This is a genomic window from Duganella sp. AC237 (assembly GCF_979254035.1).
Window position 1 is genome coordinate 2034587 of the sequence record NZ_CEEDEW010000003.1, and the last position, 22986, is coordinate 2057572.

Below are 22986 nucleotides of genomic sequence, written 5' to 3' on the forward strand. Positions count from 1 at the left end.
CCCCCATACGGGCGCTGGTTTTTTACTTGTTTCGCTCTATAATCGACTAAATTAATCGGTTTTTCCTTCATGCATCCACAGTCTCCCATCCAGCATCAGTTTCCCCTACAGTCCCTCAATACCTTCGGCATCGCCGCGACTGCGCACGCGTATTTGCGCGTGACGAAAACAGAGCAATTGCTCGGTGCTCTTGCCGATGCCGCCTGGGCTGCTTTGCCGCGGCTGGTGTTAGGCGGCGGCAGCAATCTGCTGCTCACCGGGGATTTTCCCGGGCTGGTGCTGCACATCGCGCTCGAGGGCAAGCAGGTCGCCGGCGGCGATGAGCGCAGCCATTTCGTGCGCGCGGCCGCCGGCGAGAACTGGCACGGCTTCGTGCAATGGACCCTGGCGCAGGGCATGGGTGGGTTGGAAAACCTCTCGCTGATACCCGGCACCGTCGGCGCGGCGCCGATCCAGAATATCGGCGCGTATGGGTTGGAGACCAAGGACGTCTTCCACAGCGTGACGGTGTTCGATCCGGTCAGCGCGACGACGTATGCGATGGATGCCGGCGCCTGCCGGTTTGGTTATCGCGACAGCATCTTCAAACAGGACGCCGGGCGCCATTTGATTATTCTGGATGTGACGTTCGCGCTGCCGAAGCAGTGGCAGCCGAATTTGCGGTATGCGGAACTGGCGCAGGCGGTGGCCGAGCAGGGACATGCCACGCCAAGCGCACAGCAAGTGGCCGATACGGTGGTGGCGATCCGCCGCCGCAAACTGCCCGATCCGGCGGTGATCGGCAACGCCGGCAGCTTCTTTAAAAATCCAGTGGTGACGGGCGCGCAGTGCGCGGCGCTGCTGGAGCGTTTTCCGGCTTTGGTGCATCACGTGCAGCCCGACGGCACGGAGAAGCTGGCGGCCGGCTGGTTGATCGATCAATGCGGGTGGAAGGGCAGGAACCTCGGCGCGGCCGGCGTGTATCCAAAACAGGCGCTGGTGCTGGTCAATAACGGCGGCGCGACCGGCGCCGATGTGGTGGCGCTGGCGCGGGCGATCCAGGCGGATGTGCAGGCGAAGTACGGTGTGTTGCTGGAGCCGGAGCCGGTGTTCGTTTAAACCCGCAGGACAGAGGGGTCGTACCCCGTACAGGGTACGACCCCGCGACGGATCGCCGTGCGGGGGTTACGGTTTAGCCGAAATGGCAAACGTAATCGACCGTCTCCACGGTCTCGATGTCGAAGTGCGAATTCGCGGGCACTTTGAATTCCTGCCCTGCGCCGTAAGTCTGCCATTCCGTGGCGCCGGCCTGGCGCACCTTGCACACGCCGCCGGTGATCTCCATGGTCTCCGGCGCGCCGGTGTTAAAGGTCAGGCTCGATGGGAAGATCACGCCGACGCTCTTCTTGCTGCCGTCGGCGAGGATGATATTGTGCGACACGCATTTGCCGTCGAAGTAGATGTTCGATTTCTTGACGACGCTGACTTGATCAAATTGAGCACTCATGCTGCGGTTTTTCCTTGTTGGGATGATGGGGTGGTGGCGCCGGGCAGGTCGTCCGCGCTCATGACGCGGTTGCGGCCTGCGTTCTTCGCGGCGTACAGCGCCTGGTCGGCCATCTCGATCAGATCCTCGATACTCGACTGCGGCGAAGGTATCACGCTCGCCACGCCGATCGACATCGTCACCGATGACAGCTCGGTGTTCGCCTGGGGATTTTCGATGGCCAGGTGTTCCAGGTGGCGGCGGCATGACTCGGCCACGATCAGTGCCCCGGTCAGCGGTGTCTCAGGCAGGATAATGACGAATTCCTCGCCGCCGTAGCGCGCCGCCAGATCGGCGGGGCGCTTCAAATGTTCGGTCAGGACGGCCGCCACCTTCTTCAGGCACAAATCGCCCGCCAGGTGGCCGAAGCTGTCGTTGTACAGTTTGAAGAAATCCACGTCGCACAGCAGCAGGGTCAGTGGCTTCTTGTCGCGCTGCGCGCGCTGCCATTCGACCGCCATGGTCTCGTCGAAGCGGCGCCGGTTGGCGATGCCGGTCAGCGCGTCGAGCGCCGCCAGCTTTTGCAGCTCGATGTTGGCGTCGGCGAGGTTCTTCTGGCTCTCTCGCAGGAAGCGGAACGCCTGGTCCCGCTGCAGGCGGCTGATATGCGCGCCGGAGTGATAGCGCACCCGAGCCAGCAGCTCCAGCTTGTCGGGCAGCTTGACCATGTAGTCGTTGGCGCCCATGGAGAAGCTGTGCGCCTTGAGCTTGGGGTCTTCCTTTGCCGACAGCACGATCACCGGCACATGGCGCAGCGCTTCCTCGTCGCGGTAGATCTTGATCAAGCCGAAACCGTCGATGGTCGGCATCACCAGATCCTGCAGGATCACCGTCGGCTGCAGCTGCAGGGCTGTCTGCAACGCCTGTCCGGCGTCGGTCGTGTAATGGAACTCGATATCCGGCTGGTCGCTGAGCATGCGGCGCACCGCTTCGACGATGATCAACTGGTCGTCCACCAGGAGTACCCGCACTTTGAAGGCGGTCAGCGCCGCTTCTGGATCTGCTGCGAATGCGTTTGCTTCTGACATCGGTGTTCTCTTTAAGTGTCGGCGCCGGTGCGGATCAGCGGCTGCCCAGGGTGCTGCGTAAAACGGGGCCGATCTTCGTCAGCGGTAAAACCATCTGCGCCGCATCCAGTTCGGCGGCGGCGCGCGGCATGCCGTAGACGGCGCTGCTGGCCTGGTCCTGCGCGATCGTGGTGTGGCCGGCGCGGCGCATGGCCAGCAGGCCCTCGGCGCCGTCGCGGCCCATGCCGGTCAGCAGCACGCCGATCGCTTCGCCCTTCCAATGCTGGGCGACGCAATGGAAAAACACGTCGACCGACGGCCGGTAGGCGTACTCCTTCGGATTGGCATCGTACCGTAACCGATAATTTTGATCCAGCGTTAAGTGATCGTTACTCTTGGCGATAAGGACGGTGCCGGCGGCCAGTTCGTCGCCTTCCTCGGCTGCGCGCACCGGCATGTCGAGCTGCTCGCCGAGCCAGCGCGCGAAGTTGTCGGCGAAGTGCTGGTCGATGTGCTGCACCACCACGATGGCGCAGCCGCGCGGCGGCGTCCAGCCGGCCAGCAGCTTGGAGACGGCCATCGGGCCGCCGGTCGAGGCGCCGATCGCCAGCAGCGACGTCACCTGCACCGGCACGCCCGGACCGTCGGCGCTGTGGTGCCAGCCCTGGGCCTGGCCATTGGCCGCGCCGTTCGGCGAGGTTCGCGGCGCCATCGCCTGGGTGCCGCCGCTATGGCGTATCAGCTTGTCCATGGTGCGGATCTTGGCCAGTAATTCGCTGTCGCCGCCGGGCTGGCCCTGCAACACCGGCGTCGCCGTCACGTCCAGCGCGCCGGCGCCGAGCGCGCGGAACACCTGGTTGACGTTGTCCTGCGGGCGGCCGGTCACCACCAGGATCGCGCACGGGCTGTGTTCCATGATCTGCCGGGTGGCCTCGACGCCGTCCAGCTCCGGCATGTTCAAATCCATCAGGATCAGGTCGGGCCGGTTGTCGGCGCACATGCGCACCGCCTCCGCGCCGGTGCGGGCGATCCACAGCACCTGGTGTTCGGCGGTGCTGGCCACCACGCGCCGCAGCGCTTCCGCTGCCATGGCGACATCGTTGGCGATGGCGATCTTCATCTACGGGCATCTCCAATCAAATCGCTGACCGCGTCAAGCAGCGTCTCGTCGTGGAAGCTGCCCTTGGTCAGGTAGTAGTCTGCGCCGGCCGAAAGCCCGCGCGCCCGGTCTTCGGGTCTGTCTTTATAGGAGACTATCATGACTGGCAGCTTATGGAGGTGAATGTCCTTCTTAATAAGCGTGACAAGTTCGATACCGTCCATGCGCGGCATGTCGACGTCGGTGATCACCAGGTCGTAGTCGCCGCTGCGCACCACGTTCCAGCCGTCGATGCCGTCGATCGCGATGTCGACCTGGAAGCCCCTGCCAAGCAGCAGTTTGCGCTCCATTTCGCGCACCGTCAGCGAATCGTCGACCACCAGGATGCGCTTGGTCTTGCGCCGTTCGGCGTGGTCGGACTTGGTCAGTTGATGCAGGCCGCCCTCGTGCAGCAGTTTGTCGATCGACAGCAGCAGGTCCGGCACATCCAGTATCAGCACCGGTTCGCCGTCGTCGAGCAGGGCGGCGGCCGAGATGTCGCGCATCTTGCCGAAGATCGGATCGATGCTTTGCACCGCCAGGCTTTGTTCGCCGCGGATGGTGTCGACCACCAGCGCGTAGCGGCGCGCGCCGGTGCCGATGACAACCACCGCCAACTCGCCGCTGCCGGCGTCGGTGTCGCCCAGTTCCAGCACCTGCGAGGCCGAGACCAGGCCCAGATGCTCGCCGCCGTAGTCGAAGAACTGCTTGTTCTCCAGCGTGTGGATGGCCGATTGCGGTATCTTGACCACCCGTTCGACCTGGGCGATCGGCATGGCGTAGGCTTCGCCCTTGACGTCGACCACCAGCGCCCGCACGATGGACTGGGTCAGCGGCAGCGTGATGAAGGTGCGGAAGCCGACGCCGAGCTCCGATTCGATGCGCACGGTGCCGTTTTGCGAGCGGATGGTTTCGTGGACGATGTCGAGGCCTACGCCGCGCCCGGAAATTTCGGTGGTGCTTTCCTTCAGGCTGAAGGCCGGCAGGAACAGGAATTCCAGCAGCTCGGCCGACGACAGCGAGCCGGCCATCTGCGCACTGGCCATCTTGCGCTCGATCACCCGGCGGCGGATTTTCTCCAGGTCGACGCCCCGGCCGTCGTCGCTGATCTCGATACTGAGCATGCCGGCGCGGTGCTTCGCCTCCAGCACGATGGTGCCGGTGCCCGGCTTGCCGGCCGCGATGCGCGCCGACGCCGTGTCCATGCCGTGGTCGATGGCGTTGCGCAGCATGTGGTTGAGCGGACTTTCGATCCTGGCCAGGATGTCGCGGTCGACCAGCGTGTCCTCGCCGACGATCTCCAGCCGCACATCTTTGCCCAAGGTACGCGCAAGGTCGCGCACCATGCGCGGGAAGGACTGCACGCCGTCGCGAAACGGCCGCATGCGCATGGTCAGCACCTCGTCCACCATCCCTTGCGAGACGGCCAGCAGGCGGCGCTCGTAGGCTTCGATGTCGGCGATGTGCTCGAGCACGAACTGCTTGAGCGGATGGGTCTTTTGCAGCGCCACCAGCGACTGTTCCTTCAGCTTGGCGTCGGTGCTGTTGGAGATCGCCTCGTGCAGCTGCTCGATGACGGAGAAAAGGCTGCTTTGGTTGCGCTTGAAGCGCTGCATGCTCTGCACGAACGGATGCATCTGGTGCGCGTTGATGCGCGACTCGCTGGCCAGCGAGAGCAGCTTGTCGAAGTTTTGGGCCGCCTTGGGCGCGGCGTGCGCGCGCGCGGCCGGCGCGGCGGGCGGCTCGTCCGGCGGTGGCGCGGGAATCTGTGCCGCAAGCGGGGCGGGGACTGGCGCCGGAGCAGGCGGGAACGCCGCCACCGGCAGCTCGCCGGGCGGGAAGTGCGGCGCCGCGGTCACCGGCGCCGAGATGGGCGGCAGCAGGCCCGCCTCCATTTGCAGGTTGACCGGCTCGGGAAGGAAGGCGATGGTGGTGATGGCGTCGAGCGTGCTCGTGACGTGCGCGGCGTTGGCGGCCAGCCAGGGGTCAAGGCCGCTGTCCTGGAGGCGTGACAGCTGCAATATGAGGTCGACGCCGGCCAGCAGCACGTCGACCCGGTTGGGCGTCAGGGCCAGCTTGCCGTGTTGGGCGGCGACGAAGGCGTCCTCCATGCGGTGCGCCAGCTGCACCACCACTTCCAGGCCGACGATGGCGGCGGCGCCCTTGATCGAGTGGGCGGCGCGCATCATCGATTCGACCGTGCCGGCGTCCTTCAGGCGCTCCATGGCCAGCAGGCCGTCGGTCAGGATCTGGGTCTGGCTGTCCGCCTCCATGCGGAACAGGTCCATCATGGAGAACTGGCTCAGGTCTCCGTTGTTATCCTGGCTCATCGCAGCGTCCTCGCAAGCTGGTAGCCGATCAGGGCCGCATCGAGCATCCCGATATGCATGTCCTGATGCGACAGCACGCCGGACAGGAAGCGGCTCAGGCCCTTGTTGATGGTGGCGGCCGGCGCCTGCACGGTGGCGGAGGCGTAGCGCATGATGCCGTGCAGGTCTGCGACCGGCAGCGCGTACGACTGGTCCTCCCAGCGGATCAACAGCAAACGCGCGAAGGTGTGGCGGTGGGTCGCGGCCTCGCCTTCGCTGTCGTCGATGCCCAGCAGCGCCGCCAGCGACATGCAGGGGTGCAGCGTGCCGCCGACGTTGACGATGCCGATCAGTCCCCGCGCGGCGCGGTGCGGCAGCCGGTGCGGCTTCGCCTGCGGCGCCACCGAGACGAACAATTTGGTCGGCAACGACAACCATTCGCGGCCGACGCGGAACACCAGGCACGACGTGTCCAGCGCTTGCGTGTCGGTGGCGGCCTGGCGGAAGTGCGTGGCCCAGTCCTTTTTGTAGTCGTCGCCGACGAGCCGTTGCAGGTTGCGCTGCGCGGCGCCGGCGTAGACGTCGCAATTGCGGCAGTGGACGTACTGCTCCAGCTTTTCGCAACTCTGGTCGCCGACCACGCCGATGCGGTTCCAGCAGTCTTCGATGGCGACCGGCGGGGCGGGCAGGGTGGGATGGGTGGTGATCGTCATGTGTGGGCGCCCTTATGATGCCTGATGGCGTTTGTAGATGCGCGCCGCGCGTGCCTTCAGCGCGGCGGCGGTGGCCGTGTCGCTTTTGGTTTCGGCCAGCAGGGCCAGATGGCATAGCGCTTCGTAGTGGTCCGGCTGCAGATAGATGCAACGCTTCCAGTAGTCTTCGGCCAGCTGCAGCTTCTTGGTCAATTCGTTGAGCAGTCCCAGTATGAAATACGCCTCGGCAGAATCGGGCACTTGCGCCAGATAATCGCGGCACTTGCCCTCGGCTTCCTTGAGTTGACCCAGGTCGGCCAGGCGGCGCGCGTCGGCCAGCAGATCGAGCTTCGGCGCCGCCGTGGCGGCCGGCGCGGCGCTCGGGAGGCGCGCGGAAGAGGGCGGGGGCGTCGGCGGGCGCGCTGGCGTCGACACGGCCGCCGGCGCGGAGCGCGGCGTCGGCCGGGGTGGAGGCGGCATCGCCGGGCGCGCCACCTTGCGCCGCTCAACCTCCGCTTCCCTGGTCAAGCCGAAAGCCTGTGCGTAGGGCAGCGGCGCAAAGCCGTTCTGGCACAGCGACGGCACTTCCGCATAGCCGACGAACAGCAGGCCGTCGCGCCGCAGCAGCTGATCGAGCTTGGCGATGGCCGCTTTGGTGGTCGGCTTGTCGAAGTAGATCAGCAGGTTGCGGCAGAAGATCACGTCGTAGGAGCCGGTGCGTGCGTCCAGGTCCGCTTCCAGTATGTTGCCTTGCTTGAAGCGCACCTGTTTGCGGATATCGTCGTTGATGCGGAACTCGTCGCCCTCGCAGGCTGTGAAATGGCGCTCGCGGAAGCCCAGGTCTTGGTTGCGGAAGGCGTTGCGGCCATACAGGCCGGTCCTGGCGCGCTCGATGCAGCCCTTGCTGATGTCGACGGCGTCGATGATGAAGCGGTCTTGCGGAATGCCGGCATCCAACAGCACCATCGCCATCGTGTAGGGTTCCTCGCCGCCTGCGCACGGCACCGTCAGGATGCGCAGCATGCGCTCCGGCGTGGATGCGAGCCGCGTGGAGAGGTAGTCTGCCGCCGCATGGAAGGCTTGCTGGTCGCGGTAGAACCACGATTCCGGCACCACCACCAGCTCCACCAGCGCCTCCAGTTCCGCCGGCGCGATGCCCTCCAGGTAGGCGCCGGCGTCGCGCGCGCCGGTCACCTCCACCCGCTGGCGGATGGCGCGGTCGACCACGGCCTTGGACAGGCTCAAGCCGGTCGCGGCGTGCAGCATGGCTTGGCCCGGGGTCATGGCAGAGGGTCCGCCGCAGTCTGGAACAGCATGGCGCGCAGCGATGCGGGCAGCAGCTGCTCCAGTTCGACCAGTTGCAGCATGCCGTCGGCATCGCCGGCCACCTGGCCGAGGAACGGCGCGGCCAGCACGCCGCTGTCGGTCAGGCGCGCCTCACCGACTTCCTGTACGCCCAGCACGCGCTCGGCGCGCAGGCCAAGCGGATGGCTGCCTCCCTCCGGCGTGTGGTAGTCGACCACGATGATGCGGGTGTCGAAATAATCCGCGCCGGCGGGCAGGCCGCTGATGCGGCATAAATCGATCACCGGCACCGACTGGCCGTGGTAATCCATCAGGCCGGCCACGGCGTCGGGCGCCAGCGGCAGGTGTTTGAGCTCGATCAGCGGCACCACGCGCACCACGTCGCGCAGGCGCAGGCCATAGCGGTCGGCGCCGATGTGGAAGACGAGCAGTTTCATCGCGCCCGCCCGTTCCTAGACCGCGACGGCGAAGTTGGCCACGCTCGTTTGCAGGTCGCCGGCCGCGTACTGCAACTGGTGCACCGCCTCGCTGGTGGCCTTGAGCGATTCGACCGTCTGCTGAGTGGCGTCGTTCAGCTGCATCATCGTCTCGGAGATCTGCTGCGCGCCGACCGCCTGCGATTGCATCCCCTGCAGCACGGCGTCGAACTGCGGCGCCAGTTTCTGCACCTGGTCCATCACGCCGGAGAGCTGGTCGGTCACCTGGCGCACCTCGCCGACGCTGCGGCGGATCTCCTCGGAGAATTTGTCCATGCCCATCACGCTGGCCGAAACGGCCGACTGCATCTCCTTGAGCATTTGTTCGATGTCCCAGGTCGACACCGACGTCTGGTCGGCCAGGCGGCGTATTTCGGTTGCCACGACCGAGAAGCCGCGGCCGGCGTCGCCGGCCTTCTCGGCCTCGATGGCGGCGTTGAGCGACAGGATGTTGGTCTGGTCGGCAACCTTGGTGATGGTGATCAAAACGCTGTTGATGTTGGACGCCTTTTCCGACAGCGCGGCCAGCTTGGCGTTGATCGAATCGGTGGCCGCGACCATGTGCTGCATGGTGCCGTCCATGCGTTGCAGGTTGTTTTGCGCCTCGGCGGTGGCGCTGGTGGTGTAGTCGGCGACGGCGGTGGCGTCCTCCATCGTCTTGAGCAGATGGATGGTGTTGGCCGAGATCTCCTTGGTGGTGCTGAGGATCTCGACGCTGGTCTGCGCCTGTTCGATGCCGGTCGCCTCCTGCTGCTTGGCCGAGGCGGCGATCTCGGTGGCCGAGGTGGTGACCTGGATGCCGGCCTTCTGCACGTTGTTGAGCAGTCCGCGCAGGTTGTCGAACATGCGGTCGAGCCCATGGCCCAACTGGCCGATGGCGTCGGCGCCGGTGATCTCGATGCGGCCGGTCAGGTCGCCCGAGGCGGCCTTCGACACCACGCCGAGCAGCGAATCGACCTTGGACTTGAGCAGGTTGGTGGCGGCCAGCTCGTTGGCCTGGCTGTCCTGGATCGACTGCGCCATGCGGTTGAATTCGACGGTGACCTTGCCCAGTTCATCGGCCGACAGCACCGGCGCGCGCGCCGACTGGTCGCCGGCGGCGATGCGCCCGACCGCGTGGGTCAGGTTGTTGATCGGTGCTGTGAGCGTGCGCACCAGCAGCCAGGCCACCAGCGCGGCCAGCGCCACGCAGACCACGCCGCCGGCCGACAGCACCAGCCGCATGCTCGCCTGCAGGCTCTCGGCGGCGGCGGTGCGCTCGGCCAGCAGCCGATTTTCCTCGGCGGTCGCATCGTTCATGAATTTGTAGATGCCGCCGATGACCGAATTGGTGCCGGCCAGTTGCGGCGTGCGCCCCATGGCGTCGGCGGCGCCGGGCTTGTCGCCCATCTGCTCGCGCATCGCCAGTTGCGAGGCGATGACGTCCCTGGCCCAGCCATCGGTCATCGATTCGAGTTGTTTGAAGCGCGCCAGCTGCTCCGGGTTGTCGGCCACCAGCTTTTGCAGTTGCCGGACCGAGGCGGGGATGTCGAGCAGCTCCTTGCGCGCCCGGTCGAGCCGCACCGGCGCGCCGGTCAGGTAGTAGCCGCGCGCCTCGACCTGCACTTGCAGCAGGTCGTTGCGCAAGTTGTCGATGGCCTGGATCACCTCCATCGAATGCCGGTCCCACCCGTTGGCGTCCGACAGGCTGTTAAACCGGTTGTAGGCGATCGTCAGCAGCAGCAGGATGATGGCCAGGATGGCGCCGAAGCCCAGATACAGTTTGGTCTTGATGCTTGCGTGCTTCAACATGTCTTCTCCGATGGCCGCGTTGGTCGCGGCATTGTCCCACGCTTAGGCCGCTACGGCAAAGTTGGCGACGCTCGTTTGCAGATCGCCGGCGGCATACTGCAACTGGTGTACCGCCTCGCTGGTGGACTTGAGCGATTCGACCGTCTGCTGGGTGGCGTCGTTCAGCTGCATCATCGTCTCGGAAATCTGCTGCGCGCCGACCGCCTGCGACTGCATCCCCTGCAGCACGGCGTCGAACTGCGGCGCCAGTTTCTGCACCTGGTCCATCACGCCGGAGAGCTGGTCGGTCACCTGGCGCACCTCGCCGACGCTGCGGCGGATCTCCTCGGAGAATTTGTCCATGCCCATCACGCTGGCCGAAACGGCCGACTGCATCTCCTTGAGCATTTGTTCGATGTCCCAGGTCGACACCGACGTCTGGTCGGCCAGGCGGCGGATTTCGGTGGCCACGACCGAGAAGCCGCGGCCGGCGTCGCCGGCCTTCTCGGCCTCGATGGCGGCGTTGAGCGACAGGATGTTGGTCTGGTCGGCAACCTTGGTGATGGTGATCAAAACGCTGTTGATGTTGGATGCCTTCTCCGACAGCGCGGCCAGCTTGGCGTTGATCGAATCGGTGGCCGCGACCATGTGCTGCATGGTGCCGTCCATGCGTTGCAGGTTGTTCTGGGCCTCGGCGGTGGCGCTGGTGGTGTAGTCGGCGACGGCGGTGGCGTCCTCCATTGTCCTGAGCAGTTCGGCCGTGTTGGCCGAGATTTGCTTGGTGGTGCTGAGGATCTCGACGCTGGTCTGCGCCTGCTCGATGCCGGTGGCCTCCTGCTGCTTGGCCGAGGCGGCGATTTCGGTGGCCGAGGTGGTGACCTGGATGCCGGCCCGCTGCACGTTGTTGAGCAGTCCGCGCAGGTTGTCGAACATGCGGTCGAGCCCATGGCCCAACTGGCCGATGGCGTCGGCGCCGGTCACCTCGATCCTGCCGGTCAGATCGCCCGAGGCGGCCTTCGACACCACGCCGAGCAGCGAATCGACCTTGGACTTGAGCAGGTTGGTGGCCGCCAGCTCGTTGGCCTGGCTGTCCTGGATGGCCTGCGCCATGCGGTTGAATTCGACGGTGACCTTGCCCAGTTCATCGGCCGACAGCACCGGCGCGCGCGCCGACTGGTCGCCGCCGGCGATGCGCCCGACCGCGTGGGTCAGATTGTTCAGCGGCGTTAGCAGCGCGCGCGTCAGGACCACGCCGACGACGACGGCCAGCAGCACGCAGGCGGCGCCGCCGATGGTCAGCAGCAGGCGCATGGTTTGCTGCAGCTCGTTCGACGCGTTCGAGCGCAGCGCCAGCAGGCGCGTCTCCTCGGCCGACATGTCGCGGATCAGTTGGCGCATGGCGATCATGGTGGCGGTCCCGCCCTGGATGTCGGCGATCGACGCCGCCTGCATCGACATGCCGACCGTCTTGTTCAGCGCGCGCCGCCTGGCCACCAGCGGCTCGATGACGTTGTGCATCCAGTTGTCGAACAGCGGCCGCAGTTTGGCCATGCGCGCCTGCTGCGCCGGATTGTCGCGCGTGAGCAGGGCGACCTTGTCCATCTGCTTGCGCGCCAGCGCGTCGGCGGCGGTGATCGGCGCGGCGATGGTTTCGACGCCGGTCAGCATGAAGCCTCGATTGGCGCTTTGCACCTGCAGCAGCGCGTTGTCGATAGCGGCTACCTCGATCAGCACCTCCTGCGTGTGGCGGTCCCAGTCGCCGGCGGTGGACAGCTTGATGAAATTGGCGAACGCCACCAGCAGCAGCACCAGAATGACGGCGACGATGGCGCCGAAGCCGATGGCGAGTTTTGTCTTGATACCGAGGTCTTTTAACATGCATGCTCCACTACGATGATGCGGTGGGAGCAATGTATCATCTTGCCGCCCTTTGTGGAGGACAAAAAACGGGCCGCTGATTCAGCGGCCCGTTTCGTCATCAAGCGTGGCGTATAAGCTGCGCACCGGCCTGCTGGTTGACTTTTTACTGCCCGCGCTTGAGGCGCGCGTTGGCGGCGATGCGCATGCGCAGCGCGTTCAGTTTGATGAAGCCGCCCGCGTCGGCCTGGTTGTAGGCGCCGCCGTCTTCGTCGAAGGTGGCGATGTTCATATCAAACAGGGAGTCGGTCTTCGAATCGCGCGAGACGACGATCACGTTGCCCTTGTAAAGCTTGATCCTCACCCAGCCGTTGACGGTCGCCTGCGTGTGGTCGATCAGGGTTTGCAGCGCGACGCGCTCCGGCGCCCACCAGTAGCCGTTGTAGATCATCGACGCGTAGCGCGGCATCAGGTCGTCCTTCAGGTGGGCCACTTCGCGGTCCAGGGTGATCGACTCGATGGCGCGGTGGCCCTTGAGCATGATGGTGCCGCCCGGGGTTTCGTAGCAGCCGCGCGACTTCATGCCGACGTAGCGGTTTTCCACCAGGTCCAGACGGCCGATGCCATGCTTGCCGCCCAGGCGGTTCAATTCCGTCAGCACGGTGGCCGGCGACATGCGCACGCCGTTGACGGCGACGATGTCGCCACGCTCGTATTCCAGGTCCAGGTACTCGGCCTGGTCGGGCGCGTTCTCCGGGCTCACGCTCCAGCGCCACATGCTTTCCTCGGCTTCGGCGCTCGGGTTTTCCAGATGGCGGCCTTCGAAGGAGATGTGCAGCAGGTTGGCGTCCATCGAGTACGGCGCGCCGCCGTTCTTGTGCTTCATGTCGATGGCGATACCCGCGTCTTCGGCGTACTTCAGCAGTTTTTCGCGCGACAGCAGGTCCCACTCGCGCCATGGGGCGATCACTTTGACGCCCGGTTTGAGCGCGTAGGCGCCCAGTTCGAAGCGCACCTGGTCGTTGCCCTTGCCGGTGGCGCCGTGCGAGATGGCGTCGGCGCCGGTCTCGTTGGCGATTTCGATCAGGCGCTTGGCGATCAGCGGACGGGCGATCGAAGTGCCCAGCAGGTACTCGCCTTCATACACCGTATTGGCGCGGAACATCGGGAACACGAAGTCGCGCACGAATTCCTCGCGCACGTCGTCGATGTAGATATTCTCCGGCTTGATGCCGAACTTGATCGCCTTGGCGCGCGCCGGCTCCAGCTCTTCGCCCTGACCCAGGTCGGCGGTGAAGGTGACGATTTCGCACTGGTAGTTATCCTGCAGCCATTTGAGGATGACGGAGGTATCGAGGCCGCCCGAGTAGGCGAGGACTACTTTTTTAATATCGCTCATGCTAGTTCCAATGGAGGTGAAATGTATTTTTATATGAAGATCACTGCGCGTCGAGGCGGCCGAGCAGCAGGTATTCGATCAGCGCCTTCTGGATGTGCAGGCGGTTTTCCGCCTCGTCCCAGACCACCGACTGCGGGCCGTCGATCACTTCGGCCGCCACTTCCTCGCCGCGGTGGGCGGGCAGGCAGTGCATGAACAGCGCGTCCGGCGCGGCGCGCGCCATCTTGGCGCCGTCGACGATCCAGCCGTCGAAGGCTTTGATGCGGGCGGCGTTTTCCTCTTCGTAGCCCATGCTGGTCCACACGTCGGTGTTGACCAGGTGCGCGCCCTCGCAGGCGTCGGCCGGGTTGGCGAAGAAGGTGTAGCGGTCGGTCGACACCAGCGACATGTCCATGTCGTAGCCCTTGGGCGTGGAGACGTTGACGTGGAAGCCGAACACTTCGGCCGCCTGCAGCCACGAATACAGCATGTTGTTGGCGTCGCCGATCCAGGCCACGGTCTTGCCGGCGATCGGGCCGCGGTGCTCGTAGAAGGTGAAGATGTCGGCGAACACCTGGCATGGGTGGTGCTCGTTGGTCAGGCCGTTAATCACCGGCACGCGCGAATGGGCGGCGAAGCGCTCGATGATGTCCTGGCCGAAGGTGCGCACCATGATGATGTCGCACATGCGGCTCATCACCTGGCCGGCGTCTTCCACCGGCTCGCCGCGTCCCAGCTGCGAGTCGCGCGTGTTCAGGTAGATGGCGGCGCCGCCCAGCTGGTGCATGCCGGCCTCGAACGACAGGCGGGTGCGGGTGGAGTTCTTCTCGAACACCATCACCAGCGTGCGGTCGATCAGCGGGTGGTAAATCTCGTAGTTTTTGAACTTTCGCTTGATCAGGTGCGCGCGCTCGATGACGTATTCGTATTCGGCCAACGTGAAGTCGGAAAACTGCAGGTAATGCTTGATCGGTTTTTGGATAGGCATAATGACAACTGACAGGTGAACTGGCCCGTGACTGGATGCGCGGCCGGCTGAGCCGAACAATTATAAAGGCAATTCGGCCAAAGGGGCGAATTGCCGCAGATTGTGCTGTCGGCGGGGGCGAATTTAATGGTAGATCCGCTCGGCGGCCGCCCCGGGGGCCGGCGCCGGCGCGGTCAGCGGCAGCTCCAGGGTGAACGTGGTGCCGCCGGGCGCGCTGTGGACCGTGATCTGCCCGCCCAACACCGACGTGACAATATTGTAACTGATCGACAATCCCAGCCCGCTGCCGCCCTGGCCCAGCTTGGTGGTGAAGAAGGGATCGAAGATGCGCGACATGTGCTCCGGCGCGATGCCGGCGCCATCGTCGCCGAACACCAGCGTCACCTTGCCGTCGGCCGGCGCGGCCGCGCGCAGCCACATGCGCCCGCCGCCGGCGCCGTCGCCGTTGCCGCCAGATGCGTCGGCGCCGCCGAACGCGTGCAGCAGGGCGTTGTTGATGAAATTGGCGATGACCTGGCCCAGCGGACCGGGATAGCTGTCCATGGCGATGTCGGCCGGCACCTCGACGTCGATGCGGTGGCCACTGGCGCGCACCCGGTTCATCATCGTGGCGATCACCTCGGTGGCCACCTGCTGCAGGTCGAAGCGGCGGCGCTGCTCGGTGGTGCGGTCGACCGCCACCTGCTTGAAGCTGTTGACCAGGTCGGCCGCGCTGGTGAGCCCGCGCATGACCAGCGCGTGCGCGGCGACGGCGTCCCTCAGGTAGGTGGACAGGTCGGAGCGGCGCAGGCCGGGACCGTCCAGGCGTTTGGCCAGCTCCTCGGTCTTCTGGTGCAAGGTGCTGGCGATCAGCAGGCTGTTGCCGATCGGCGTGTTGAGTTCATGGGCGACGCCGGCCATCAGCGCGCCGAGCGCCGCCAGCTTTTGCTGCGACACCAGCTGCGTCTGCGCGTCCTGCAACTGGCGGTAGGCCTGGGCGTTGTCGAGCGCGATGGCGCCGTAGGCGCACAAGGTGCGGAAGATCAGCCGTTCGCGCTCGCCGTAGGCGCGCGCGCGGGCCGCCTGCACCGTCATCACGCCCAGGGTGCGCTCGCCGACCAGCAGCGGCACGTACAGCGCGCACGACATCAGTTGCGTGCCGGGTGCCAGGAAGATGTCGTCCGGGCCGGCGTCGTCGACATAGATCTCGACGCGCTCGCGCAGGCTGCGCGCGGCATTGGCGCGCGGGTTGTCGACGGCGATGGTGTTGCTCGCCAGCGGCGCGCCGTTCTCGACGCCGAACACGCGGCTCAGGGTGTCGAAGCCGGGGTCGCACAGGTAGATGGCGAAGGTGTTGGCCGGCAGCAGCGCCTGCACGTGGGCGTTGAGCGCGGCGAAGATGGCGGCGGCGTCCAGGTGGGTGGTGATCTCGCGGCCGATCACCGACAGCCGCTCGAGCGTGGCGGTGGTTTGCAGCAGCAGCTTGGCGCGGTGGGCCTCGGACGCTGCCAGCAGCCGGTGGTGCAGGCCCTCGGCGCGGGCGCGCTCGGTCTGGTGGTGCACCTGCATGGCGATGGCGCGGTTGGTGGCCTCCTGGCCGTGGGTCTTGTCGCGCGCGGCGGCCGCCGCCAAGGCCGAGGCGTAGGCCTGGGCGTGGTCGCCGATGCGGGCGTACTGGGCGCCGAGCGCGTCGAGCAGGTCGCCCGGCAGGGTGTAGCCGTCGATGCGCGAAGCCACCGCCAGCGCCCGGTGCAGGTAGTGCAGGGTGGCGTTGGGCTTGGTCATGCCGGGCGGTGCCGGCAGCGGGTGGCGCGCGTGGATTTCCGACAGCACCCGCAGCGCGGCGACGTGGTTGTCCAGGTGGTCCTGGGCGGTGGCCAGTTCGATCGCGTGCCCGGCGGCGGCCAGCGCCTCCTGCGGGCGGTCGAGGTAGCACAGCGCGTGGGCCTGGCCGCGGCGGGCCACGCTGTGCAGGTCGACCTGGCGCAGCGCGGCGGCGCGTTGTTCCAGGCCGCTGAAGGCGTCGAGCGCGGCGGCGTAGTCGGCGCGGTCGAGCGAGAGGTCGCCCAGGAAGTGCAGCGCCGAGGCGTAGCTGCGGCCGGCCGGCAGCGGCGCCAGCACCGACAGGGCTTCGGCCAGCAGTTCGGCGCTGGCGTCGAGCCGGCCCAGGCGGCGCATGGTGTCGGCCGTGTGCGACAGGCAGGCGCCGACGCTGCGCGGCCAGCCGGTCGGACGGGCCAGGTCGAGCGCGCGCTGCAGCCAGTCGAGCGCGGCGTGGTGGTCGTGCAGGATGGCGAAATCGAGGCCGACGTTGACGGCGGCGGTGATGGCCGCGCGCAGCTGGCCGGTGGCGCGCGCGGCCTCGTAGGCGCGGATGAAGTGGCCGGCGGCGGCGCCGTAGTGGCCGCCCTGGCTGGCGCGGGTGCCGAAAAAGTCGCCGATCCACGCGGCCACGCCTTGTTCCATCGGCGCGATCGGCGCGGCCGGTTCCACCGTGGCGCCGGCGTCGGCCACCAGATGGTGCTGGAAGTGCTGGAAGTGGGTGCCCCATCGCCGTTCGGCGGCGCGCATGTCCTCGATGACTGCCCAGCGCGCGATGGTCGCTTCGGCGATGGCGACGCGTTCGGTGTCGCCGGCCTCGCCGGCAATGGCGGCCATGCGTTCGAGATGGGCGATGCCGCCCGGATGGTCGCCGCCGTCGATGGCGACCCAGGCGCGCAGCCAGTGGGTGTCGGCGCAGCCGCGCTGGTCGCCCTGCGCGTGCAATTGCGCGGCGATGGCGGCGGCCTTGGCCTCGGCCTCCGGCAGGCGGCCTTCGAGCCAGTCGGCCTCGGTTTCCACCAGCCGCAGCCGGGCCGCCGTCACGGTTTGCGCCTGCGGACCCAGCGCGGTGGCCGGCAGCAGATCCAGGCCCTCACGGGCGAGGGCGACGGCGCGCGCGCTGTCGCGCTGGCGCAGGTGCCAGGCCAGCGGCACCAGCACCGGCAGGCGGGCCGGCCCGCGCAAGGTCGGCAGGGCGGTTTCCCACTGCGATACTTCGTCGTCGAGCGCAAACATGTCCATCGATGTCCTCGAACCGCGCATCTAAATGTGTTGATGGAAACGCACGTATAATTTCCCTTGGGAATTATAATCGCCAAACCGGATACTGTGTGCGCGGGCCACGCAAAAGGTGGCTCCTATGATGCAAGAGTACTATTTAATACAGCGTTTGCGACGATTCATGCAACAGTTGGCCGTACAGCGTGTGGCGCATCTTGGTGATCTTGCCCTCGGCGACCGCCGCCAGGATGGCGCATTGCGGCTCGATCAGGTGCCGGCAATTGTAATACTTGCAATGTCCAAGGTAGGGCGCAAAATCGACGAAGGCGCGTTCGAGCATGCCTTCGCTGAGGTGGTACAGGCCGAACTCCTGGAAACCGGGCGAATCGATGATGGACGAACCCTCACCCAGTTCGGGCAACTGGTACAGCCGCGTGAAGGTGGTGGTGTGCTTGCCGGTGTCGAGCGCGGCGGAAATTTCCCGCACGGCGATGTCGGCGTCCGGCACCAGGAGGTTGATCAGCGAGGACTTGCCCATGCCCGACTGGCCGATCAGGATCGACGATTGCCCCGCCAGCAGCGGTTTGAGGACCGCCAGCGCCTCGTCCGGGTGCGCCTTGGCCGACACCTCGTGCACCGGGTAGCCGAGCGAGGCGTACGGTTGCAGCCGCTCGCGGGTGCGCGCCAGCGATTCGGTGACGTCGGTCTTGTTGAGGATCAGGCGGGCCTGGATGCCGGCCGCCTCGGCCGCCACCAGCGAGCGTGACACCAGGTCGTCGGCGAAGCCGGGCTCGGTCGCGACGACGATGAACAGCTGCGTCAGGTTGGCCGCCAGCAGCTTGGATTTGTACTGGTCCGAGCGGTACAGCAAGGTCTTGCGTTCTTCGATCTTGTCGATCACGCCCTGGTCGGGCGAGGTCATCGTCACATCGACGATGTCGCCGACGGCGACGTTGGTCTTCTTGCCGCGCGTGACGCATTGCAGCTTGACGCCGCCGGCCTCGGCCAGATAGTGGCGGCCGTGGGCGGCGATGATTGTCGCCTTGAGCTTGGTTGGCGCTTGCTGGCTCATGCGGACGCCTTGGCCAGTTGGGCGAACAGCGCGTCGGCCTTGGCCGCGCAGATGAAGTCGTTGTCCGACAGGCCGCCACGGCCATCGTTGACCGAATGGGTATCGTAGCGCACGGTGCAGTTTTTGTAAGTCACGGTCATTTCCGGGTGGTGGTCTTCGGCGTGGCTCAGGTAGGCCAACGCATTGACGAAGGCCATGGTGCGATAGTAATTGAGAAAGCCGAAGGTGCGGCACAGTTTGCCGTCTTCCAGCGACCAGTCGGGCACGAGCGTTGCAAGACGCGCGGCCTCGTCGGCGGTCAGCGCCTGCTTGGCGGGCCGGCTATGGCCCGCGAGCAGGTCGGGGAGCGTGGTGCGGGAAGTGTTCATGCTGCGGCCGCCGCGTTCAGGTGCCGGATGCGCACGCTCGCCGGCGGGTGGGAATCGTAGAACGCCGAGTGCAGCGGGTCGGGCGTCAGGGTCGAGGCGTTGTCCTCGTACATTTTGACCAGCGCCGACACCAGGTCGCGCGAATCGGTGTGCTTGGCGGCAAAGGCGTCGGCTTCGAACTCGTGCTTGCGCGAGCCGATCGACGTCAGGGGGCTGAACAGGAAGGTGAACACCGGCAGCGCCAGCATGAACAGCAGCAGCACCATGGCGTCGTTGTTCTGGCCCGGCAGCAGCAGCGGATCGACGCCGAGGCCGGTGTAGAACCACACTTGGTTCTTCAGGTAGCCCAGCAGCGCCAGGAAGCCCAGCGAGATGGCGAACATCATGACGATGCGCTTGATGATGTGCTTGAGCTTGAAGTGGCCCAGCTCGTGCGCCAGCACCGCCTCGATCTCCTGCGGTTGCAGGCGCGAGAGCAGGGTGTCGAAGAACACGATGCGCTTGTTGGCGCCGAAGCCGGAGAAGTAGGCGTTGCCGTGGGCGCTGCGCTTGGAGCCGTCCATCACGAACAGGCCCTTCGAGGCGAAGCCGACGCGCTTCATCAAGCCTTCGATGCGCGACTTGAGCGACTGGTCTGCCAGCGGCGTGAACTTGTTGAACATCGGTGCGATGACGGTCGGGAACAGCACCATCATCAGCAACTGGAAGCCGCTCCACACCAGCCACGCGTAGAACCACCACAGGTCGCCCGATTTCTCCATCAGGGTCAGCATGACCCACATCAGCGGCAGGCCGATGGCCGCGCCCAGCAAGGCGCCCTTGACCATGTCGGCGAAGAACAGGCCGCGCGTCATCTTGTTGAAACCGAAACGCTGTTCAAGGCCGAACTGCTTGTAATAGTCGAACGGCAGGTCGATGACGCCCGAGATCAGCGCGAACGCGGCCAGCAGCGCCAGTTGGTAGCCCATGCCGCCGCCGGTCAGTTTAAAGATATCCACCGACAGCCACTGCAGGCCGCCAAGCAAGGTGAAACCGACCAGCACCAAGGTGTTGATCAACAAGGTGAACAGGCCGAACTTGGTGCGCGCGACGGTGTAATCGGCCGCCTTCTGGTGGGCGGCGAGGGGGATCTTCTCGGCGAATTCGGCCGGCACTGCGCCGCGATGGGTCAGCACATGACGGATATGGCGCGAGGCCAGCCAGAAGCGCACGATCAAGGTCAAAATGATGAAAGATACGAACAAAATCGAAAACGCGAGTGAATACATTCTATGCCTGTGAGAAAATGGCGGATTCGGATTAACGTGGGCTCACGCGAGCCAAGAGAGAATTATGTCACAAGCTAACGATTTGCCAGAAGGTTCCGCTCCGGCGGTCATTACCCCGCGCCAGAATGAAATGAATCTGGTCTGGGTCGATATGGAGATGACCGGTCTGGAGCCGGACACCGACCGCATCATCGAAGTCGCCGTGGTCGTCACCGACATGCACCTGAACGTGCTGGCCGAGGGCCCGGTGATGGTGGTGCACCAGAGCGACGCGGTGCTCGACGGCATGGACGCCTGGAACAAGGGCACGCACGGCCGCTCCGGTCTGATCGAGAAGGTCAAGGCGTCGACCGTGACCGAGGCGCAGGCCGAGGAAGAGCTGATCAAGTTCATGAAGCTGTGGGTACCGAAGGGCAAAGCGCCGATGTGCGGCAACACCATCGGCCAGGACCGCCGCTTCATGGTGCGCTACATGCCGAAGCTGGAGGCATATTTCCATTATCGCAACATCGACGTGTCGACGTTGAAAGAGCTGGGCAAGCGCTGGAAGCCGGAGATGGTGGCCGGCTTCAAAAAGCACCAGATGCACACGGCCATGGCCGACATCATCGAATCGATCGAAGAGCTCAAGTACTACCGCGAGCATTTCATCAAGCTGTAAGGGACGCGCGCGTCCATCGGAACAGGTTCGGTTGAACCTGTTTTTTTTCGTCTGAAAGGTAAGTCATGAAGATTTTGCAATGTTTTGTCGCCGCAGCGCTGGCGCTGGTTGGCTCGATGGCCAGCGCCGCCCATTTCACGATCAAGGATTGGGAGGTTGCTTGCGACAACACGCGCGCTTGCGAGGCGGTCGGGTATCAGGCCGATGAGGGCGATAGTGCGCCGGTGGCGTTGTGGCTGGGGCGTGCGGCCGGTCCGAACGGGGCCGTGGCGGCGAAGCTGACCGCGATCAATCAGGATGAGACCGCCGTCGGCCCGCTGACCTTGCGGGTTGGGAAGCTGGCTTTGCCCGGTTTGACCTCGGAGGCCGAGTTGAAACCGGCGCAGATTGCCCAGTTGCTGCCGGCGCTGCTGGATGCGGGGTATGCGGATGTCACCGATGGCAAAACCAAGTGGCGGTTGTCTCTGGCGGGCATGAAGGCGGCATTGCTGAAGATGGACGATTTGCAGGGGCGGGTGGGCACGGTGACTGCACTGGTGAAGCCGGGTACCAAACCCGCCAGCGCGGTATTGCCGGCTGTGCCCGTGCCGGTGCTGCTTGGCCTGCCGCCGGTGGCGGAGCGCAAGCAGGACGCGGCCTTGCTGCCGGTGATCGTCAAGAAGTTGCCGAAAGGTGGTTGTGACGAGCAGCCGGATCTGATTGGCGGCGGTGAGTCGCAGAGCGAAATTTATCGTTTGTCGGCGTCGAAGGTGTTGCTGCTGATTGAATGCGGGCGCGGCGCCTACCAGTCCAGCTTTGCAGTCTGGACGGCCAATGACAAGGCGCCGTACGCGGCCCAGCGGGCGCGGTTGACGGACGCCGACGGCGCGCCGGACAACGAGTTGCTCAATGTATCGTTCGACAAGGGCGAGCTGGGTAGCTTCGCGAAAGGGCGCGGGCTGGGGACTGCAACATGCAGGCGACCTGGCTGTGGACGGCGGAAGGCTTCAAGCTGGCGTCGGCGTCATCGGCGCGCCTGTGCCGTGGCGTGCCGGGTGGTTACATGCTGAGCGAATGGAGCGCGCAGGTCAAATAGGGCGGCTCCATAAGTGATTGAACGCACCGTTCGTTAATGAAACCGAATGTGGGCGGTGCGTAACGCTTCTACACTGGCCGAATTCCAACGAACTCATCCATTGCCATGACCCGCATCCCTCGTTCCTACCTCGCGCTTGCGGTCGCCGTGCCGGTTTTGCTGGCGCTGGCGGCCTGTTCGCCGCTGACGGCGCTTAACGCGCTGTCGCCCGGCGGCGCCTCCGAGCGCACCGCCAATCTGTCGTATGGCGAGGGGCCGCGCCGCATGCTCGACGTCTACCGTCCGAAAGACGCCAACGGCAAGGCGCCGGTGGTGGTGTTCTTCTACGGTGGCAACTGGGTGGCGGGTGAGCGTGCAGACTATGCGTTCGTCGGCCGGGCGCTGGCGTCGCGCGGCATCGTCACCGTGGTCGCCGATTACCGGCTCTATCCCGAGGTGAGCTATCCCGATTTTCTGGACGACGCGGCGCAGGCGGTGGCGTGGGCCGCCAGGCAGGCCGGCCGTTACGGCGGCGATCCCAAGCGCTTGTATGTGATGGGTCACAGCGCCGGCGCGTACAACGCGGCGATGGTGGCGCTCGACGAGCGTTGGCTTAAAAAGCAGGGCATGTCTATCGGGGATCTGCGCGGATGGATCGGACTGGCCGGGCCGTATGACTTTTTGCCGATCGAAAATCCGACCACCAAGCCGGTGTTTCATTTCCCGGATTCGCCGCCGGAATCGCAGCCGGTGCGGCATGTGTCGGCCGCCTCGCCGCCGGCGTTGCTGATCGCGGCGCGCAGCGACAAGCTGGTGGACCCGCAGCGTAACACCGGCCATCTGGCGGAACGGCTGCGCGCCAATCACGTTGACGTCGCAGAGCTTTACTACGACAAGGTCAGCCACACCACGCTGGTCGGCTCGATCGCCGCACCGCTACGCTGGCTGGCGCCGACGTTGGATGATGTGGCCGCGTTTGTGCTGCGCGACGACGATGATTCGGGACGCCAGAACCCATCTGAACCACGTAGGGCGGATTAGCGGGCGAGGCCCGCCAATCCGCCGGGGGCCCATCGAAGGAGCGTCCTCCTGCCGGA

Annotated in this window: 19 protein-coding genes; 4 read left to right on the forward strand and 15 right to left on the reverse strand. The window is 65.7% G+C overall.

The features are described 5' to 3' along the window. Positions 1-69: 69 nt before the first annotated feature. Positions 70-1098 (forward strand): UDP-N-acetylmuramate dehydrogenase, encoded by a 1029-nt coding sequence (gene murB, locus AC0IYS_RS09385; RefSeq protein WP_471704893.1) that lies wholly within the window; start codon positions 70-72, stop codon positions 1096-1098. Between the two features lie 73 nt (positions 1099-1171). On the opposite strand, the gene ppnP is transcribed toward murB, so the two are convergent. From ppnP to AC0IYS_RS09460, 15 genes are all read right to left on the reverse strand, one after another. Further along, on the reverse strand, positions 1172-1486 hold the full coding sequence (gene ppnP / locus AC0IYS_RS09390; RefSeq protein ID WP_471704894.1) for a pyrimidine/purine nucleoside phosphorylase: 315 nt from the start codon (positions 1484-1486) through the stop codon (positions 1172-1174). Then, positions 1483-2553, reverse strand: a complete 1071-nt coding sequence (locus tag AC0IYS_RS09395; protein WP_471704895.1) for a diguanylate cyclase — start codon at positions 2551-2553, stop codon at positions 1483-1485. The genes ppnP and AC0IYS_RS09395 overlap by 4 nt, the downstream gene beginning before the upstream one ends. 34 nt (positions 2554-2587) lie before the next feature. Beyond that, on the reverse strand, positions 2588-3652 hold the full coding sequence (gene cheB, locus AC0IYS_RS09400; RefSeq protein ID WP_471704896.1) for a chemotaxis-specific protein-glutamate methyltransferase CheB: 1065 nt from the start codon (positions 3650-3652) through the stop codon (positions 2588-2590). Further along, positions 3649-6000: a hybrid sensor histidine kinase/response regulator gene (locus AC0IYS_RS09405; protein WP_471704897.1), complete on the reverse strand. Its 2352-nt coding sequence runs from the start codon at positions 5998-6000 to the stop codon at positions 3649-3651. The genes cheB and AC0IYS_RS09405 overlap by 4 nt, the downstream gene beginning before the upstream one ends. Continuing rightward, entirely contained in the window at positions 5997-6692 is a 696-nt protein-coding gene (locus tag AC0IYS_RS09410) for a chemotaxis protein CheW (RefSeq protein WP_471704898.1), read from the reverse strand. The genes AC0IYS_RS09405 and AC0IYS_RS09410 overlap by 4 nt, the downstream gene beginning before the upstream one ends. Positions 6693-6704: 12 nt before the next feature. Next, positions 6705-7955 carry a CheR family methyltransferase gene (locus AC0IYS_RS09415; RefSeq protein WP_471704899.1) on the reverse strand — a complete coding sequence of 417 codons (1251 nt, stop codon included), beginning with the start codon at positions 7953-7955 and terminating at the stop codon, positions 6705-6707. Next, positions 7952-8413 (reverse strand): chemotaxis protein CheW, encoded by a 462-nt coding sequence (locus tag AC0IYS_RS09420; protein ID WP_471704900.1) that lies wholly within the window; start codon positions 8411-8413, stop codon positions 7952-7954. The genes AC0IYS_RS09415 and AC0IYS_RS09420 overlap by 4 nt, the downstream gene beginning before the upstream one ends. A 15-nt stretch (positions 8414-8428) precedes the next feature. Further along, positions 8429-10243, reverse strand: a complete 1815-nt coding sequence (locus AC0IYS_RS09425; RefSeq protein WP_471704901.1) for a methyl-accepting chemotaxis protein — start codon at positions 10241-10243, stop codon at positions 8429-8431. A gap of 42 nt (positions 10244-10285) precedes the next feature. After that, complete coding sequence (locus AC0IYS_RS09430) at positions 10286-12100, reverse strand: methyl-accepting chemotaxis protein (RefSeq protein ID WP_471704902.1); 1815 nt, start codon at positions 12098-12100, stop codon at positions 10286-10288. Between the two features lie 145 nt (positions 12101-12245). Continuing rightward, the gene (locus AC0IYS_RS09435; RefSeq protein ID WP_315221499.1) at positions 12246-13478 is read right to left on the reverse strand and encodes an argininosuccinate synthase; all 1233 of its coding nucleotides are present in this window, start codon (positions 13476-13478) and stop codon (positions 12246-12248) included. A 40-nt stretch (positions 13479-13518) separates the two neighbouring features. After that, entirely contained in the window at positions 13519-14445 is a 927-nt protein-coding gene (argF, locus tag AC0IYS_RS09440; RefSeq protein WP_471704903.1) for an ornithine carbamoyltransferase, read from the reverse strand. Between the two features lie 123 nt (positions 14446-14568). After that, positions 14569-17487, reverse strand: a complete 2919-nt coding sequence (locus tag AC0IYS_RS09445) for an ATP-binding protein (protein ID WP_471704904.1) — start codon at positions 17485-17487, stop codon at positions 14569-14571. Between the two features lie 136 nt (positions 17488-17623). Continuing rightward, on the reverse strand, positions 17624-18538 hold the full coding sequence (gene rsgA, locus AC0IYS_RS09450; RefSeq protein WP_471704905.1) for a ribosome small subunit-dependent GTPase A: 915 nt from the start codon (positions 18536-18538) through the stop codon (positions 17624-17626). Then, on the reverse strand, positions 18535-18906 hold the full coding sequence (locus AC0IYS_RS09455; protein WP_471704906.1) for a 4a-hydroxytetrahydrobiopterin dehydratase: 372 nt from the start codon (positions 18904-18906) through the stop codon (positions 18535-18537). Before AC0IYS_RS09455 ends, rsgA begins: the two co-directional genes overlap by 4 nt. Beyond that, positions 18903-20174 (reverse strand): M48 family metallopeptidase, encoded by a 1272-nt coding sequence (locus AC0IYS_RS09460; protein WP_471704907.1) that lies wholly within the window; start codon positions 20172-20174, stop codon positions 18903-18905. The genes AC0IYS_RS09455 and AC0IYS_RS09460 overlap by 4 nt, the downstream gene beginning before the upstream one ends. A 64-nt stretch (positions 20175-20238) precedes the next feature. On the opposite strand from AC0IYS_RS09460, the gene orn reads away from it, so the two are divergent. The 3 genes from orn (at position 20239) to AC0IYS_RS09475 (ending at position 22930) form a co-directional block, all read left to right on the forward strand. Next, the gene (orn, locus tag AC0IYS_RS09465) at positions 20239-20835 is read left to right on the forward strand and encodes an oligoribonuclease (RefSeq protein ID WP_471704908.1); all 597 of its coding nucleotides are present in this window, start codon (positions 20239-20241) and stop codon (positions 20833-20835) included. 65 nt (positions 20836-20900) lie between these two features. Further along, on the forward strand, positions 20901-21884 hold the full coding sequence (locus tag AC0IYS_RS09470) for a DUF1176 domain-containing protein (RefSeq protein WP_471704909.1): 984 nt from the start codon (positions 20901-20903) through the stop codon (positions 21882-21884). A 131-nt stretch (positions 21885-22015) separates the two neighbouring features. After that, the gene (locus AC0IYS_RS09475; protein WP_471704910.1) at positions 22016-22930 is read left to right on the forward strand and encodes an alpha/beta hydrolase; all 915 of its coding nucleotides are present in this window, start codon (positions 22016-22018) and stop codon (positions 22928-22930) included. The last annotated feature ends 56 nt before the right edge of the window (positions 22931-22986 follow it).

Bases quoted from the DNA above. Each gene is read 5' to 3' on its own strand.
- AC0IYS_RS09410 (WP_471704898.1), bottom strand. From the start codon at position 6,692: ATGACGATCACCACCCATCCCACCCTGCCCGCCCCGCCGGTCGCCATC.
- orn (WP_471704908.1), top strand. From the start codon at position 20,239: ATGTCACAAGCTAACGATTTGCCAGAAGGTTCCGCTCCGGCGGTCATT.
- AC0IYS_RS09470 (WP_471704909.1), top strand. From the start codon at position 20,901: ATGAAGATTTTGCAATGTTTTGTCGCCGCAGCGCTGGCGCTGGTTGGC.
- AC0IYS_RS09395 (WP_471704895.1), bottom strand. From the start codon at position 2,553: ATGTCAGAAGCAAACGCATTCGCAGCAGATCCAGAAGCGGCGCTGACC.
- rsgA (WP_471704905.1), bottom strand. From the start codon at position 18,538: ATGAGCCAGCAAGCGCCAACCAAGCTCAAGGCGACAATCATCGCCGCC.
- argF (WP_471704903.1), bottom strand. From the start codon at position 14,445: ATGCCTATCCAAAAACCGATCAAGCATTACCTGCAGTTTTCCGACTTC.
- AC0IYS_RS09460 (WP_471704907.1), bottom strand. From the start codon at position 20,174: ATGTATTCACTCGCGTTTTCGATTTTGTTCGTATCTTTCATCATTTTG.
- AC0IYS_RS09445 (WP_471704904.1), bottom strand. From the start codon at position 17,487: ATGGACATGTTTGCGCTCGACGACGAAGTATCGCAGTGGGAAACCGCC.
- AC0IYS_RS09455 (WP_471704906.1), bottom strand. From the start codon at position 18,906: ATGAACACTTCCCGCACCACGCTCCCCGACCTGCTCGCGGGCCATAGC.
- murB (WP_471704893.1), top strand. From the start codon at position 70: ATGCATCCACAGTCTCCCATCCAGCATCAGTTTCCCCTACAGTCCCTC.
- AC0IYS_RS09430 (WP_471704902.1), bottom strand. From the start codon at position 12,100: ATGTTAAAAGACCTCGGTATCAAGACAAAACTCGCCATCGGCTTCGGC.
- ppnP (WP_471704894.1), bottom strand. From the start codon at position 1,486: ATGAGTGCTCAATTTGATCAAGTCAGCGTCGTCAAGAAATCGAACATC.
- cheB (WP_471704896.1), bottom strand. From the start codon at position 3,652: ATGAAGATCGCCATCGCCAACGATGTCGCCATGGCAGCGGAAGCGCTG.
- AC0IYS_RS09420 (WP_471704900.1), bottom strand. From the start codon at position 8,413: ATGAAACTGCTCGTCTTCCACATCGGCGCCGACCGCTATGGCCTGCGC.
- AC0IYS_RS09425 (WP_471704901.1), bottom strand. From the start codon at position 10,243: ATGTTGAAGCACGCAAGCATCAAGACCAAACTGTATCTGGGCTTCGGC.
- AC0IYS_RS09415 (WP_471704899.1), bottom strand. From the start codon at position 7,955: ATGACCCCGGGCCAAGCCATGCTGCACGCCGCGACCGGCTTGAGCCTG.
- AC0IYS_RS09435 (WP_315221499.1), bottom strand. From the start codon at position 13,478: ATGAGCGATATTAAAAAAGTAGTCCTCGCCTACTCGGGCGGCCTCGAT.
- AC0IYS_RS09475 (WP_471704910.1), top strand. From the start codon at position 22,016: ATGACCCGCATCCCTCGTTCCTACCTCGCGCTTGCGGTCGCCGTGCCG.
- AC0IYS_RS09405 (WP_471704897.1), bottom strand. From the start codon at position 6,000: ATGAGCCAGGATAACAACGGAGACCTGAGCCAGTTCTCCATGATGGAC.